Below are 14,279 nucleotides of genomic sequence, written 5' to 3'. Positions count from 1 at the left end.
AGGACAACAATGAACGAATTCCTCTATCAGGCCTCGATCTATCTGGCGGCAGCCGTGATCGCTGTTCCACTTTCGGCACGGCTTGGGCTTGGGTCCGTGTTGGGCTATCTGGCGGCGGGTATCGCCATTGGCCCGGTTCTGGGGCTGGTGGGGGCCGAGACAGAAAGCCTGCAACATGTGGCGGAATTCGGCGTCGTTATGATGCTGTTTCTGATCGGGCTCGAATTGGAGCCCCGCGCGCTGTGGGATATGCGGGACAAGTTGCTGGGGTTGGGTGGCCTTCAGGTCGGGTTGTCCACAGCGGTGATCGCTGCCGTGACTTTCTACACCGGGCAACCCTGGTCAGTCGCTCTTGCTGTGGGGCTGACGCTGTCCTTGTCATCGACCGCCATCGTGTTGCAGACCCTGTCCGAGAAAGGCCTGATGCAGACCAATGGCGGGCGCGCAACATTTTCGGTGCTGCTGACGCAGGACATCGCGGTTATCCCCATATTGGCCTTCCTGCCACTGCTTGCACTGCCTGCAGTGGCCCATTTCAATACTGACGGCTCCATTGATCGGGGGGAGCATGGGGGGCACGGGGTCGACCCCCATCACACCCTGTCACTGGTCGAAGGGCTTCCGGGCTGGGCGGTCACGCTCGTCACGATCGGGGCTGTTGCCTTTGTCGTCCTGGCCGGGATCTATCTGACCCGTCCGCTGTTCCGGTTCATCCATGCCACTCGTTTGCGCGAAATGTATACCGCGCTGGCCTTGATGATTGTTGTGGGCATTTCCTTCCTGATGACGCTTGTTGGCCTTTCACCTGCTTTGGGTGCGTTTCTGGCGGGTGTCGTTCTTGCAAGCTCGGAGTTTCGGCACGAGCTGGAGAGCGACCTTGAACCTTTCAAGGGTCTGCTATTGGGATTGTTCTTCATCACGGTTGGCGCCGGTATCGATGTGGGTTTTTTCTTTGATGACCCGTTTGATCTGATCGGGCTGGCCTTGCTTGTGATCCTTGTCAAAGGCATCATCCTGTTCATCGTGGGCCGCGCCTTCAAACTGAAAGGCCGCGATCACTGGTTGTTTACTCTGGGCCTGGCACAAGCGGGTGAGTTCGGTTTTGTCCTGCTGGCGTTTTCGACGCAGCAAAACGTCATCCCCCCCGCCTTGTCGCAAAAGCTGCTGATGATCATTGCATTGACCATGCTGATCACCCCGCTTCTGTTTATCCTCTATGATCTGCTCAGCCGAGCCGCAAAAGATCACAAACACCAGGTCGAACCCGACGACATTGATGAAAAAGGCCCGGTGATCATCGCCGGGATAGGCAGGTTCGGTCAGATCGTGAACCGGCTTGTTCAGGCCAGTGGCTTCAAGACAGTCGTTCTGGACCATGACATCGAAACCATTCAGCTGATGCGCCGCTTTGGGGTGAAAGGCTTTTTGGGCGACCCGACGCGCCCCGAATTGCTGCGCGCCGCTGGGATTGAAAAAGCGGCTGTCTTGGTGGTGGCGATGGATGACCGCAAACAGGCAACACGATTGGTGAGCTATGCCCGCCGCCAACGTCCTGACCTGCATATCATCGCACGTGCTCGCGACCGGACCCATGTGTACGAACTGTATCAAGCTGGCGCCAATGACATCGTGCGCGAGCTGTTCGACGGATCCTTACGCGCTGGTCGCTATGTTTTGGAAAATATCGGCCTCAGCGAATACGAGGCCGCGCAGGCCGAGCAGACCTTTTACCAACATGATCGCGCCTCTGTCCGAGAACTGGCCGAGCTTTGGGTGCCCGGTGTTCCGACCGCAGACAACAAGAAATATATCGAGCGGTCGCGACAGCTGGAAAAAGACCTTGAAACTGCGCTGCTGGAATTGGCGGAAGAGACAGACAAGAAATCCGCCTGACCCTGTCATTGGACACGGCCAGACGGTTCGCTTCAGCCGTCCGAAACACCCGCTTCGGCGAATGTCGCCATGCCCGAATGGCACGCCACGGCGCTTTTTAGGATGTTGATCGCCAGCGCCCCACCCGACCCTTCACCAAGCCGCAAACCCAGGCTGAGCAGTGGTTCTTTGCCCAGTTTGTCCAACAGGGCGGCATGGGCGCTTTCGGCACTCTGGTGCCCCGCGATTGTATGATCCAAAGCTGTTTCGGACAGCTGCGCCAGACAGGCCGCGGCGGCTGAACAAATGAACCCGTCCAAAACGACCGGAATACGCAAAACGCGTGCTGCAGCAATCGCGCCCGCCATCGCGGCGATCTCGCGGCCACCCAGGCAACGCAGGATCTGAAGCCCGTCGCCCGTGCCTGCATGCAGGGCGACGCCTTCGGCCACGACACGGGTTTTGATGGCCAGGCCCGCATCGTCAACACCCGTCCCCCGTCCGGTCCAATCGCCTGCGTCACCGCCAAACAAAGCACATGCGAGGGCGGCAGCGGGTGTGGTGTTGCCAATCCCCATCTCTCCGACAACCAGCAGGTCCGATTGCGGATCAACCGCGTTCCAGCCGATACGCAGTGCCGTCAACAATTCGTCCTCGCTCATCGCGGGTCCAACGGTGAAATCCTGCGTCGGGCGGTCCAGATCCAACGCATACACATCCATCTGCGCCCCGGCGGCCTTGGCCAGCTGGTTGATGGCCGCGCCACCATGTTCGAAATTCATCACCATCTGCACGGTCACTTCGGGTGGAAAGGCCGAAACCCCTTGCGCCGTCACCCCGTGATTTCCGGCAAACACGATCACTTGCGGTGTCAAAATCTTTGGCCGTGCATCGCCGCGCCAACCCGCATACCAGATCGCAAGGTCTTCAAGCCGTCCCAAAGCGCCAGGAGGCTTGGTCAGCTGCGCATTCCGATCACTGGCATCTTGCCTTGCCTGTGCATCCGCAGACGGAGCCTCAGCCAGAGCAGCACGGAAATCGTTCAAGTCATTCAAGTCAGGCAGCATTCAAAGCCTCGTTGCATCACAGTGGTCCTGTGTGTTTAACCATTGTGGCCAATGCGACAAGACCGAGAGAGGCCTGCACGTGCACAAAAACGACACACAGCCGATTTCCCGCTGGGATATTCCGCTGGCTTTCGTATTGCTGACACGCTTGCCCATGCCGCGCTTGCCCGAACCTGCCTTTACGCGGCAAGCCAAGGCGGTCTGGGCCTTTCCGATCGTGGGGCTTGTCGTCGGCGCGTTGGCGACGCTGACAGGTTGGTTGGCCATCTGGGTTGGCCTGCCCGCCTTTGTGAGTGCCGCGCTGGTTGTAAGCGTTTTAATCGTCGTGACCGGCGCGATGCATGAAGACGGCCTGGCTGACATGTTCGACGGGCTTTGGGGCGGCTATACGACCGAGCGTCGTCTGGAGATCATGAAGGACAGCCAGATCGGCACCTATGGCGTGTTGGCGATTGGGCTTGTTCAAACATTGCGTATCACCGGTATCGCTGCATTGATCCATGCCGACATGTTCACCGGTATCCTTGCTGCCTGTATGGTCTCTCGAAGCTTGATACCCGTGCTGATGCATTTCTTGCCCAATGCCCGTAAGTCCGGACTTAGCCAATCGGTAGGACGACCACCGGTGTCGAGCGTTGGGTTGGGTCTGTTTCTGGCTATGTCACTGGCCGGATTGGTATTGGGTGCCGGAGCTATCCTGCCCGTTCTGCTGTCATGCGGAACAGCTTTCGCCGTCGCAAAGATAGCCAAGGCAAAGATTGGAGGTCAGACGGGTGACATACTCGGCGCAACCCAACAGCTGACCGAAGTGACGGTTCTGTTGACCCTGGTTGCATTGATCTAAGACGCACCTCCCGTTTCAATCCTGAGGGTCGCGCCGCAATGCTTGCAGTGCACAGCGTCTGGATCATGGCGAAACAACCCGCAGCCCGGGCATTTGTATCGCACTTTCTGCGGCATGAAGATCGCCTGCGCCAAACGCACGAACAGCGCCACACCCACCACCATGATAAACACTGAAAACAGCTTGCCACCCGGCGTTTGCAACGTGATATCCCCAAACCCGGTGGTCGTGAGCGTGGCCATGGTGAAATACAGCGCATCGATATACGGGGTCTGGGTGTCGTCCGGGATGAAGAACACCAAGACAGCCGTAGAGGTTGCAAAGACAAACACCAGCAAGTTTATGGCTGCGATGACGGCATCCTCATGCGTGCGGAAGAATGTGCTGTCGCGTCGCAGATCCCTGAGCAGATGGTAGGAATGGATCAGTCGCAATGCGCGCAGGATTCGCAAGAAGGCCAGATTGCCCGTCAGAAACGGATCGAGAAAGAGAGACAGGATCACCACAATATCGGCCAGCGTGTAGATCTGGCGCAGCAACTTCCAGCGGTCTTTTGAAATCCAAAGCCGGGCGGAAAAATCCAACAGGATCAGAAACCCAACGACAAAACTTGCGGTCGTGATGCCCGGACCATACGAGACATGTGCGGTCGCCACGAAAAACACGATGGTCGCGATATCGAACACGATCAGGGCATAGCGGAACCAGACCGAAACCGGATCGTGACTGATATACAGATACTTGACAGTCTGCTTCATTCTGAGCGTGCATCCCTTTGCAGACATTCAAAAACTACAGTCTTTGAACTTAAAGGCCAAGCACCCAGAACGAAAAAAGCCGCCCCGAACGGAGCGGCATTGTTCAGTACCCGATTGGACAATCAGGCAGCGCGCGATGTCAGCACTTCGTCAACCTGCTTGGCTGCAGCCAACTCATCCGCGCCGGATACCGCTGCAACTTCGCGGGTCAGGCGTTCAAGCGCGGCCTCGTAAAGCTGACGCTCAGAATAGCTTTGCTCACGCTGATCATCGGTGCGGTGCAGGTCACGGACCACTTCGGCAATCGAGATCAGATCGCCCGAATTGATCTTTTGTTCATATTCCTGCGCGCGGCGCGACCACATCGCGCGCTTGACCTTGGCCTTGCCTTTCAGCGTTTTCATCGCCTGGCTGATCACATCCGGTGAACTGAGCGAGCGCAGACCGGATTCGGTCACTTTGTTCGTCGGCACGCGCAGGGTCATCTTGTCCTTTTCGAAAGAAATCACAAACAGCTCTAGTGCATAGCCCGCGACTTCCTGCTCTTCGATCGAGACAATCTGACCCACGCCATGGGCGGGATAGACGACGTAATCATTCGGGCGGAACTCGAGCTTTTTCGACTTTGACATACAGGTTCATCCTTGGTTGCGGATCGGGACGTGAGACGACAAAACAACCTGTGCGGTGCCTTACTTGGCCCCGTCAGGCAGCAGGTTTGTCGCAAAATCAGAACTCCAAAGCAGTCATACTTAAGGAGTACATCCCCATCTCAGTAATCGTTCAGCTACCGATTATATCACAAAAATGCGACATCCGGAAGTGATGCGAGTGTGCATACATTGATTTACGTTTCATGGCAGAGACTTAGCGGAAAAATCTAAACCACACGCCACGGGCTTTGCCGCGAATCGCTCAGCCGCCTTCACCGGGCGCTTCCGAGAAATACTTTTCGAGCTTACCCTCTTCGCCGTCGCGCTCTTCAGCCTCGGGCAACGGATCTTTCTTGGTCACGATCACCGGCCAAAGCTCGGAATACTTCCGGTTGAATTCGACCCAGCCTTCCATACCCGGCTCGGTATCGGGGCGGATAGCGTCTGCCGGGCATTCCGGTTCGCACACGCCGCAATCGATGCATTCGTCAGGATGGATGACCAGAGCATTCTCGCCTTCGTAGAAACAGTCTACAGGGCAAACTTCAACACAATCTGTGTATTTGCAGGCGATGCAGTTGTCTGTAACGACATAGGTCATGGGTCAATTCCTGTTTAGGGCTTGGCGACTAGCTAGTTCAGTCTGACGGTCTTCGCAAGATCAGATCAGTCATCAGACATGCGAGAAAGATCGATAGCACGTCGTTCTTTCTTGGTCGGACGACCTTTTCCTTCATATCCCGGATTTCTGGGAGCGCTTTCCTGTTTTTCCGTCATATCAAAGTATAACGTCTGCGCCTCAGAGGCTGGGCCCCGCCGTTCTCCGAGGTTCTCGACACGGACAACGCGAATGATGCGCCCTTGCGGAAAGGTCAAAACATCGCCCGGAGCCACGGTTTGCGCCGTTTTCAGCACCCGGTTTCCGTTGAGCCTGACATGGCCGCCGCTGACCTGTTTGGCGGCCAGGCTGCGGGTCTTGAAGAACCGCGCCTGCCACAGCCATTTATCGATCCGCAGCTTGGCCTGAGCCATCGGCGATCAGTTGCCGTCCTTCAGACCCATAAGCGCTGCGGCAAACGGGTTATCCGGATCAATGGCTTTTTCCTTCTTCGGAGGCCGCGATGAGAAGGACTTGGCACCCTGAGGTTTGCCACCCTTTTTGCCCTGCGGCTTGTTGCCCTGCGGTTTACCGCGCGGCTTACCCTTGCCCTGCCCCTGTTCGCGGCGCGGGCCGCGGTTTTGCTGCCGCTGACGTCCCCAGGTGAAGGTGTAGTATACCTCAACCTCGGGCTCCTCCGATGCAGGCTCGGCGGCCGTCTCAGAGGCTGGGGTAGCCTCGGCTGCCGCCTCGGTGCTGTCGGTGGCCTCGGCTGGCGCCTCGGCGGGTGCGGCGACCTCTGCCGGAGCGGCCTCGGGCGTTGGGGTTTCTTCGGCCACGGACTGCTCAGCGGCCTCAGTCGCAGGCTGTTCAACCGGTGTTGGCTTGACTTTTTCACGCTCACCGCGCTCGGCCTTATAGCCCAGCCCCTGCATCAGGTCGGCAAATTGTTCCAGTGTCATGCCCGTGATCGACAACATGTCAGGTTTGGCTTCAAAACCGCCCCGGCTGTCTTCGGCGCGCAGCATATCGGCCAGACGTTCCAGCATGTCGATGCGGATCGAACGGTCGCCGGCATCGCGATAGCCACACATGGTGTCGTAGCCCTGAGGCGCATCCTTGGCGACGGGTACGGTGACCAAACCCGGCGGCGGTGCTTCGGGGAATTCCTGCAGACCGCTAGACAGAGCCCACAGAACCAGACGCAACCGCGTGGGCGCGGGTTTCAGCAGCAACGGCATGAAGATGGTGAACTGACCAAACCGAATGCCATGCTTGCGCAGCGCGCCACGGGCATCCTGATCAAGATCCTTGACCTCTTGCGCAACACCGGCGCGGGGCAGCACACCGAGCGCCTCGACCATGCGGAAGGCAAAGCCCTTGGCCAGACCGCTCAGTTCCTCATCGCGCGACAGGTTCAGCAGCGGCTCAAACAGTGCGGCCACCTTGCGGTCGATGAAATGCTGCAACCGGCGCTGCACTTTCTGTTCGACGTCAGGCCCTGCGGCCTCGTCCACAAACACTTCGACCATGGGCTTGAGCGGTTCCGCCCCGGCAACCAGTTTGCCGACGGCATATTCGCCCCACATCAGGCCGCCCTGATCGGTGAAATCAATTTCGGTATCGGGTGCATTGTAGAAGCGGTCAGCGCGCAGATGGAATTGCGGCGCGAGGGCTTGCAAAGATGCCGATTTGAGCGCTTTCGCCTCGGTTCCCTGCGCAGCCTTGTCCGGAATAAACCGGAACCCTTCCAGACGACCGACGAATTCGCCTTCGACGGTCACTTCACCCTTGTCATTTACTTCGGCCAAAAGGGCCTCCTTCTGTTTGAGCCGGCGCAGCAACACGGATGTGCGCCGGTCCACAAATCGCTGAGTCAAACGTTCGTGAAGAGCGTCCGACAGCCTGTCTTCTACAATGCGCGTTTCCTCACGCCAATGGGATTCGTCACGAACCCAGCCGTTTCGTTGTGCAACATATGTCCAGGTGCGAATATAAGCCAACCTTTTGGACAGTGCATCTATATCGCCATCGGTGCGATCGATCCGATGAATCTGCCGCGCCATGAAGTCATCAGGGATGCATCCGCCTTCGTGCAGGTGACCATAGATCACTTCGAGCAGATTGGCATGTTCGGCGTGGCTGATACCGCGAAAATCAGGGATGCGGCACACATCCCACAGCAGACGGACCGATGGACCGTCGCTGGCACGGGCCATAACCTCGGTCACTTGCGACAGGGATTTCAGCGCATTCAGGTCATCAGCGGGGCGCGCCTTGATCAGGTGTTCGTCGTTGGGGCCAAGTTCGAGCGAGTCAATCAGCGCCTCAATCGATCCGAACCGTAAGGCGGCATTCCGCCAATTCAGCTTTTTCATCGGCGTGAAGCGGCTGTCCATGATTGCCTGCGCCAGCCCATCCTCCAACGGCGGCGCTTCACCAGTGACGCCGAAGGTGCCATCGGACATGCCCCGCCCCGCGCGTCCGGCAATCTGGGCAAGCTCATTTGCAGCCAGAGGACGCATGCGACGACCGTCGAATTTGGTCAGAGACGAAAAGGCAACGTGATTAACGTCCAGGTTTAGCCCCATGCCAATGGCATCCGTGGCCACCAGGTAGTCAACCTCGCCATTCTGGTAGAGATCGACCTGCGCATTCCGCGTGCGCGGGCTGAGCGCCCCCATGACCACTGCCGCCCCACCTTTTTGGCGGCGCAATAGCTCGGCGATGGCATAGACGTTTTCCACCGAAAACCCGACAATCGCGCTGCGCGGCGGCATCCGGCTGATTTTCTTCGAGCCCGTATAAACCAGTTGCGACATCCGCTCGCGCCGCACGAATTGTGCCTCGGGCACAAGGGCGGCGATCGCCCCGCGCATCGTGTCCGAACCCAGAAAAAGGGTCTCATTGGTGCCACGGGACCGCAGCAAGCGGTCGGTAAAAACATGGCCGCGTTCGGGATCCGCACAAAGCTGGATTTCGTCGATAGCCACAAAATCTGCGCCCATGCCTTCGGGCATCGCCTCGACCGTACAGACCCAATACTGGGTCCGTGCCGGCACGATGCGTTCTTCACCCGTGACCAGCGCCACCACCGAGGGGCCGCGAATGGCGACGATCTTGTCATACACCTCGCGCGCGAGCAGCCGCAGCGGCAGACCGATCACACCGGTGCGATGCCCCAGCATGCGTTCAATCGCGTAATGTGTTTTGCCTGTATTGGTCGGGCCAAGTACGGCCACTACCCGGGAAGACCCGCTCACCTTTGCCCCCTGCGCTTTGTTCTTTACAGCGACTGGCCTTCAACCTGAGGCTTCAGACGATTCACGGCATTGGTTACTTCTTCGTGATGGGGATGTATAGCCAAGGCGCGGTTATAGGCATCCAGAGCCTGTTGCGGCTTTTCGACAATCTCGAAGATCAGCCCAAGACCGTAGAGCGCCTCGTAGTTGTTGGGGTTCAATGTCAACGCATACTCAAGATCTGCAACGGCCATACCGAATCTGTCGATTCCAAAAAACGCCGAAGCGCGTGCGTGCCATCCTTCGGCGAACTTGGGCGCGTGATCTGTCAGAGCAGTGAGATGATCGATCGCAGCTTCTGCATCTCCCTCGTCCAGCGCCTCGCGGCCGCGTTCCAGCAGCAGATCGGCGGAGGCAGATCCCGATTGTGACCAAAGCGCCTGCAATTGCCGATCAATGTTGACCGCCTGTTCGGGCGTTGATTGCGACAATTGTTCCAACAATGCTGCCTCATCACGCAAATCCGCTTCTTGCGCAATGCAAGTAGAGGAATACATGACTAGGACAACGAATGCCGCAACGGTACCTTTGAGTTTGTGTGTTGCAATACCCATAACAATGGTCAGTGTAGCGTTGCGACCGCGGATGTCCATTCACGGCGCACAAACAAAATGAGGAAGACCATGAGCGACATTCTTGAAAAAGCCGCAGCCGCGTTGAACGAAAAACTGTCGGGCGGCGATTTCGACGCCTCTGCCAAGTTCGCCATCGAAGGCGAAGGCGCAATCGTTCTGGATGCCAGCGGCGCCCGCGTGAGCGATGACGAGGCCGATGTGACCCTCAGCGCGGACGCGGAAACCTTCCAAGAAATCCTGTCTGGCGAGTTGAACCCGACCGGCGCATTCATGTCCGGTAAGCTGAGCGTGGATGGCGATATGGGTATCGCGATGAAACTGGCTTCGGTGCTGGCCTGATGATTTCGTCGCCGGCCCCTCTTTATGAAGACGTGGCCGGCGGTCCGGCCGGTGGAAAGGCCCATTGGCTGACAACCGCCGACGACACCCGCATTCGTGTCGGGCATTGGCTGCCTGAACAAGACGCGATCGGGACGGTTCTGCTGTTCCCCGGACGCACTGAATATATCGAGAAATATGGCGACGCCGCCGGGGAATTCATTGATCGGGGCTTTGCCGTGCTGGCCATCGACTGGCGCGGTCAAGGAATGGCGGACCGCCTGCTCGATGACCCTCGCAAGGGCCATGTTGCGGATTTCACCGATTACCAGCACGACGTGCGTGCGGCTTTGGAATTGGCAGAGCAGCTGGATCTGCCAAAACCTTGGCACGTCCTGGGGCATTCCATGGGGGGGGCTATCGGACTGCGGGCCGTGCTTGAGAATGACAGTTTTGCCTCTTGCGCCTTTACCGGGCCAATGTGGGGCATCTACTTTTCGCCCATCATGAAGCCACTCAGCTGGATGACAGCCTATTGGGGCCCACGTTTTGGCCTGGGCGAGAAAACACCGCCGACCACGTCTTTGGAAAGCTATGTCATGACCGCGCCGTTTGATGGCAATGTTCTGACCCGCGATCCGGACATGTTTCAGATGATGAAAGACCAATTGACCGCTTATCCGGATCTGGCCCTGGGTGCGCCGTCGACCATTTGGCTGCGCGAGGCACTTGATGAATGCAGCTGGTTGATGGAGCAAAATGCGCCCGACACTCCCTGCCTGACCTATCTGGGGTCGCACGAGCAGATCGTGGACCGCTACGCGATCAGAACCCGCATGGCCAACTGGCCCAAGGGCAAGCTGGTGGAAATCCCCGAAGGTGAACACGAAGTCCTGATGGAGGCTCCTGACGTTCGGGGCCCTGTCTTTGACGCATTGGCCACGCATTTCCAAACTGCGCTGTCGGTGAAAGCGGGAAGCCCCTGCAACCGAAAAAAGTCCTGAACCACACAGCTTTGTCACACCGCTTGTGATCTGCAGCTCACGCGCCTAGATGTTGGCTAAAGATGCTAATCCGAGGTGATCCATGCGCGACCTTCCCTTCCCCGTCCGTGACGCAAATGCCGGTGGCGGCTCTGACAATCTGGGCAATCTGCCGGAATGGGATCTGACCGATCTCTATACGTCGGAAGACGCGCCCGAACTGTCGCGCGATCTGGATTGGCTGGAACAGGAATGCGCCGCTTTTGCCGCGGATTACGAAGGCAAGCTGGCGGAACTGGACGCCGTAGGTTTGCTGACCTGCGTGACTCGCAATGAAAAGATCAACGGCATCGCCGGGCGCATCATGTCCTTTGCGGGGCTGCGATACTATCAGCTGACCACCGATGCTGACCGCGCCAAATTCCTGTCGGACATGCAGGAAAAGATCACCGTTTTCACCACGCCACTGGTTTTCTTCACGCTGGAGATCAACCGCATCGACGATGACGCACTCAATGCGCATTTCGACGCCAATGCCGATTTGGCCCGGTATGAGCCCGTATTCCGCCGCATCCGTGCGATGAAACCCTATCAGCTGTCGGATGAGCTTGAGAAATTTCTGCACGATCTGGGTGTTGTCGGTGACGCGTGGGAGCGTTTGTTCGACGAAACCATCGCGGGTCTGAGTTTCACGGTGGACGGCCAAGAGCTGAATATCGAAGGCACGCTGAACCTGCTGACCGAACAGGACCGCGCCAAACGCGAAGCCGCCGCGCGCGAGTTGGCCAGCGTCTTTCAGGATAACATCAAAACCTTCGCCCGGGTGCACAACACACAGGCCAAAGAAAAGGAAATCGTTGATCGCTGGCGCAACATGCCGACCGCGCAGACCGGTCGCCATTTGTCAAACGATGTCGAACCCGAAGTGGTCGAAGCGCTGCGCGAGGCCGTTGTCGCAGCCTATCCCAAGCTAAGCCATCGATATTACGAGTTGAAGCGCAAATGGCTGGGGCTGGACGTGATGCAGGTCTGGGACCGCAACGCGCCCCTACCGATGGAAGACACCCGTATTGTCGGCTGGGACGAGGCCGAGAAAACGGTCATGGACGCCTATTCCGCGTTTGACCCGCGCATGGGCGAGCTTGCAGCGCCGTTCTTTTCCAAAGGTTGGATCGACGCCGCCGTCAAGCCCGGCAAAGCGCCCGGCGCCTTTGCCCATCCCACCGTCACCGATGTGCACCCCTATGTGATGCTCAACTATCTGGGCAAACCGCGTGACGTGATGACCCTGGCGCATGAGCTGGGCCACGGCGTGCATCAGGTGCTGGCCGCAGGCCAAGGTGAGATGCTGTCCTCAACGCCACTGACCCTGGCCGAAACCGCCTCGGTCTTTGGTGAGATGCTGACCTTCCGCAAAATGCTGGATCAGGCTGAGACACCGGAGCAGCGCAAGGTGCTGCTGGCAGGCAAGGTCGAGGATATGATCAACACGGTCGTGCGCCAGATCGCCTTCTACGACTTTGAATGCAAGCTGCACGCCGCCCGGCGTGAGGGCGAGTTGACCCCCGATGACATCAACGCCCTGTGGATGAGCGTTCAGGCCGAAAGCCTTGGCCCGGCGTTTGAATTCATGGAAGGGTACGAGACCTTCTGGGCCTATATCCCCCATTTCGTCCACTCGCCCTTCTATGTCTATGCCTATGCCTTCGGCGACGGGTTGGTGAACGCGCTTTATTCGGTTTACGAGGCCGGAGCGGAAGGGTTCGAAGACAAATATTTCAACATGCTGCGCGCGGGCGGGTCCATGCACCACTCCGAACTGCTGGCCCCCTTCGGCCTGGACGCGAGCGACCCCAAGTTCTGGGACAAAGGCCTGTCGATGATCTCGGGCTTCATCGACGAGTTGGAAGCGTTGGAGGGGTGATCACCCTCTACCCGCTGGACCGTAACAACGCGGATCAGGTCGCGGACATCCGATTGCGGCCTGATCAGTTGAAATTCGCTGGCACAGTGGCCGAAGCTCTGGCCGAACCAGCGGATCGGTTCGATCTGCACCAGATTAACGCCAAAGGGCGTGCGGTTGGTCTCTTCAAAATCGACCGCGCCTATAGCACCGACTACCCGTTCGCAACAGAAAAGGATTTGGGCCTGCGGGCTGTTATCCTGGACCAACGCGTCCAGGGCAGAGGCTATGGGACCACCGCGATGCAGGCGCTCAGGGCCTATTTGCCGAGGCTCTACCCGCAGGCCGAAACCCTATTTCTGACGGTCGACCTTGCAAACCCCGCGGCCATTGCGGTCTATCGCAAAGCAGGGTTTGTCGACACTGGCGAAATTTGGCCGCACGGCGATGCGGGCCCGCAGCATATTCTGTCGCTTCCATTGAGGGCGCAGGCAAGATGCTGAACTCAACCGTTGCTTTTCTTCAGGGAAGTCAAAAAGATCGCGCCGACAATTAAAGCGGCGCCAATGATTTCAAGCAATGTGATTGTTGCCCCAAGAAAGATTGCGGAATTGACAAACGTAAAAACAACAGAGGCCGCAAAAAGAAGTGTGGCGGTCAGGGTTGAGACCCGCGCTGCGGCCTCGTACCAGAAATAATAGGCCATCGCAGTGGGCAGAATGCCCAGCAGAAACAGGAAGACCCAATCCTCAGAGGAGGGCATCTGCAGCGAGAACACCGCGAGGGGCATCAGCAAGATGCCCGAGCACAGGAATATCCCAAACAGAAAGTTGAGCCGCTCGGTCGTGGTCTGAGAGGATTGCATCGCCCGACTGCTGGTGATCAGAAAGACCGCCCAGCTCAGACCTGCTCCGATTTCCAGAAGGTCCCCGAACAAAGGATCTCCTCCGCCTTCGATATCCCGAAAGACCGTGAGGAAGACACCGAAAATGGCCAAAGCCGTCGCCAGAACCTCGGTTCTACCGACAGAGGCATTGGCGAAGAAATACAGAAAGACCAGCACAAAGAAAGGCGCGGTGTTTTCCAGCACCATCGCGTTTGCCGCACCCGTATATTCCAGCCCGACGTGAAACAGGATGTAATTCACAACGGTTGCCAGAACAGCCAATCGAAAGTTCCAATCCCGAAGCTTAACCGACGGACGCGCGCGCATCAGACGCAGCATTCCATAGATCGCAAGTGCTGCAATGAATAAACGCATAACAGCAATCTGCAAGCCGCCGAGATCACTTGTCAGAAACCGTACGATGACGCTGTGTGTGCCCCACAGAAAGGCCGCCATGAAACCAAACACCAATCCGCTCTGCATCCATTGCACGGGCTTGTGCTGGGTCTCGCGCATCTAC

General features: G+C 58.0%; 14 protein-coding genes. 6 read left to right on the top strand and 8 right to left on the bottom strand.

The window, feature by feature from the left end; genetic code table 11:
- Positions 1 to 9: 9 nt before the first annotated feature.
- A complete protein-coding gene (locus GOX45_RS04640; RefSeq protein WP_171098488.1) occupies positions 10 to 1,893 on the top strand; it encodes a monovalent cation:proton antiporter-2 (CPA2) family protein in 1,884 nt (627 codons plus the stop codon).
- A gap of 32 nt (positions 1,894 to 1,925) precedes the next feature.
- Here GOX45_RS04640 and cobT read toward each other — a convergent pair whose 3' ends face one another.
- Complete coding sequence (gene cobT / locus GOX45_RS04635) at positions 1,926 to 2,939, bottom strand: nicotinate-nucleotide--dimethylbenzimidazole phosphoribosyltransferase (RefSeq protein ID WP_171098486.1); 1,014 nt, start codon at positions 2,937 to 2,939, stop codon at positions 1,926 to 1,928.
- A gap of 79 nt (positions 2,940 to 3,018) precedes the next feature.
- On the opposite strand from cobT, the gene cobS reads away from it, so the two are divergent.
- Positions 3,019 to 3,783, top strand: a complete 765-nt coding sequence (gene cobS / locus GOX45_RS04630; protein WP_171098484.1) for an adenosylcobinamide-GDP ribazoletransferase — start codon at positions 3,019 to 3,021, stop codon at positions 3,781 to 3,783.
- Here the strand turns inward: cobS and GOX45_RS04625 are convergent.
- The 6 genes from GOX45_RS04625 to GOX45_RS04600 all read right to left on the bottom strand — a co-directional run bounded on the left by GOX45_RS04625 (position 3,780) and on the right by GOX45_RS04600 (position 9,687).
- A complete protein-coding gene (locus tag GOX45_RS04625) occupies positions 3,780 to 4,541 on the bottom strand; it encodes an ion channel (protein WP_171098482.1) in 762 nt (253 codons plus the stop codon). The two genes, cobS and GOX45_RS04625, sit on opposite strands and share 4 nt — an antisense overlap.
- A gap of 122 nt (positions 4,542 to 4,663) precedes the next feature.
- Positions 4,664 to 5,173 (bottom strand): CarD family transcriptional regulator, encoded by a 510-nt coding sequence (locus GOX45_RS04620; RefSeq protein WP_171098480.1) that lies wholly within the window; start codon positions 5,171 to 5,173, stop codon positions 4,664 to 4,666.
- 283 nt (positions 5,174 to 5,456) lie between these two features.
- Positions 5,457 to 5,795 carry a ferredoxin FdxA gene (gene fdxA, locus GOX45_RS04615; RefSeq protein ID WP_171098478.1) on the bottom strand — a complete coding sequence of 113 codons (339 nt, stop codon included), beginning with the start codon at positions 5,793 to 5,795 and terminating at the stop codon, positions 5,457 to 5,459.
- Positions 5,796 to 5,860: 65 nt separating this feature from the next.
- Positions 5,861 to 6,226 (bottom strand): RNA-binding S4 domain-containing protein, encoded by a 366-nt coding sequence (locus GOX45_RS04610; RefSeq protein WP_171098476.1) that lies wholly within the window; start codon positions 6,224 to 6,226, stop codon positions 5,861 to 5,863.
- A 6-nt stretch (positions 6,227 to 6,232) separates the two neighbouring features.
- Positions 6,233 to 9,055 carry a helicase-related protein gene (locus GOX45_RS04605; protein WP_171098474.1) on the bottom strand — a complete coding sequence of 941 codons (2,823 nt, stop codon included), beginning with the start codon at positions 9,053 to 9,055 and terminating at the stop codon, positions 6,233 to 6,235.
- A gap of 23 nt (positions 9,056 to 9,078) precedes the next feature.
- The gene (locus tag GOX45_RS04600; RefSeq protein ID WP_171098472.1) at positions 9,079 to 9,687 is read right to left on the bottom strand and encodes a tetratricopeptide repeat protein; all 609 of its coding nucleotides are present in this window, start codon (positions 9,685 to 9,687) and stop codon (positions 9,079 to 9,081) included.
- Positions 9,688 to 9,717: 30 nt separating this feature from the next.
- On the opposite strand from GOX45_RS04600, the gene GOX45_RS04595 reads away from it, so the two are divergent.
- The 4 genes from GOX45_RS04595 to GOX45_RS04580 all read left to right on the top strand — a co-directional run bounded on the left by GOX45_RS04595 (position 9,718) and on the right by GOX45_RS04580 (position 13,376).
- On the top strand, positions 9,718 to 10,008 hold the full coding sequence (locus GOX45_RS04595) for an SCP2 sterol-binding domain-containing protein (protein ID WP_171098469.1): 291 nt from the start codon (positions 9,718 to 9,720) through the stop codon (positions 10,006 to 10,008).
- On the top strand, positions 10,008 to 10,991 hold the full coding sequence (locus GOX45_RS04590; RefSeq protein WP_171098467.1) for an alpha/beta hydrolase: 984 nt from the start codon (positions 10,008 to 10,010) through the stop codon (positions 10,989 to 10,991). The genes GOX45_RS04595 and GOX45_RS04590 overlap by 1 nt, the downstream gene beginning before the upstream one ends.
- A gap of 82 nt (positions 10,992 to 11,073) precedes the next feature.
- Positions 11,074 to 12,894: a M3 family oligoendopeptidase gene (locus GOX45_RS04585; protein ID WP_171098466.1), complete on the top strand. Its 1,821-nt coding sequence runs from the start codon at positions 11,074 to 11,076 to the stop codon at positions 12,892 to 12,894.
- A complete protein-coding gene (locus GOX45_RS04580) occupies positions 12,891 to 13,376 on the top strand; it encodes a GNAT family N-acetyltransferase (RefSeq protein WP_171098463.1) in 486 nt (161 codons plus the stop codon). The genes GOX45_RS04585 and GOX45_RS04580 overlap by 4 nt, the downstream gene beginning before the upstream one ends.
- Positions 13,377 to 13,378: 2 nt before the next feature.
- Here GOX45_RS04580 and GOX45_RS04575 read toward each other — a convergent pair whose 3' ends face one another.
- Positions 13,379 to 14,275: a DMT family transporter gene (locus GOX45_RS04575; RefSeq protein ID WP_171098461.1), complete on the bottom strand. Its 897-nt coding sequence runs from the start codon at positions 14,273 to 14,275 to the stop codon at positions 13,379 to 13,381.
- Between the last annotated feature and the right edge of the window lie 4 nt (positions 14,276 to 14,279).

Origin of the sequence: Ruegeria sp. HKCCD7255 (assembly GCF_013031565.1) — a bacterium.
Taxonomy (GTDB): Bacteria; Pseudomonadota; Alphaproteobacteria; order Rhodobacterales; family Rhodobacteraceae; genus Ruegeria.
The sequence above is the reverse complement of the archived record's forward strand: the minus strand, read 5'-3'. Positions and strand labels throughout refer to the sequence as shown.

Excerpts from the sequence above, each read along its gene's own strand:
- GOX45_RS04610 (WP_171098476.1), bottom strand. The coding sequence starts at position 6,226 with ATGGCTCAGGCCAAGCTGCGGATCGATAAATGGCTGTGGCAGGCGCGG.
- GOX45_RS04595 (WP_171098469.1), top strand. The coding sequence starts at position 9,718 with ATGAGCGACATTCTTGAAAAAGCCGCAGCCGCGTTGAACGAAAAACTG.
- GOX45_RS04575 (WP_171098461.1), bottom strand. The coding sequence starts at position 14,275 with ATGCGCGAGACCCAGCACAAGCCCGTGCAATGGATGCAGAGCGGATTG.
- fdxA (WP_171098478.1), bottom strand. The coding sequence starts at position 5,795 with ATGACCTATGTCGTTACAGACAACTGCATCGCCTGCAAATACACAGAT.
- GOX45_RS04585 (WP_171098466.1), top strand. The coding sequence starts at position 11,074 with ATGCGCGACCTTCCCTTCCCCGTCCGTGACGCAAATGCCGGTGGCGGC.
- cobT (WP_171098486.1), bottom strand. The coding sequence starts at position 2,939 with ATGCTGCCTGACTTGAATGACTTGAACGATTTCCGTGCTGCTCTGGCT.
- GOX45_RS04590 (WP_171098467.1), top strand. The coding sequence starts at position 10,008 with ATGATTTCGTCGCCGGCCCCTCTTTATGAAGACGTGGCCGGCGGTCCG.
- GOX45_RS04620 (WP_171098480.1), bottom strand. The coding sequence starts at position 5,173 with ATGTCAAAGTCGAAAAAGCTCGAGTTCCGCCCGAATGATTACGTCGTC.
- GOX45_RS04600 (WP_171098472.1), bottom strand. The coding sequence starts at position 9,687 with ATGGACATCCGCGGTCGCAACGCTACACTGACCATTGTTATGGGTATT.
- GOX45_RS04640 (WP_171098488.1), top strand. The coding sequence starts at position 10 with ATGAACGAATTCCTCTATCAGGCCTCGATCTATCTGGCGGCAGCCGTG.
- GOX45_RS04625 (WP_171098482.1), bottom strand. The coding sequence starts at position 4,541 with ATGAAGCAGACTGTCAAGTATCTGTATATCAGTCACGATCCGGTTTCG.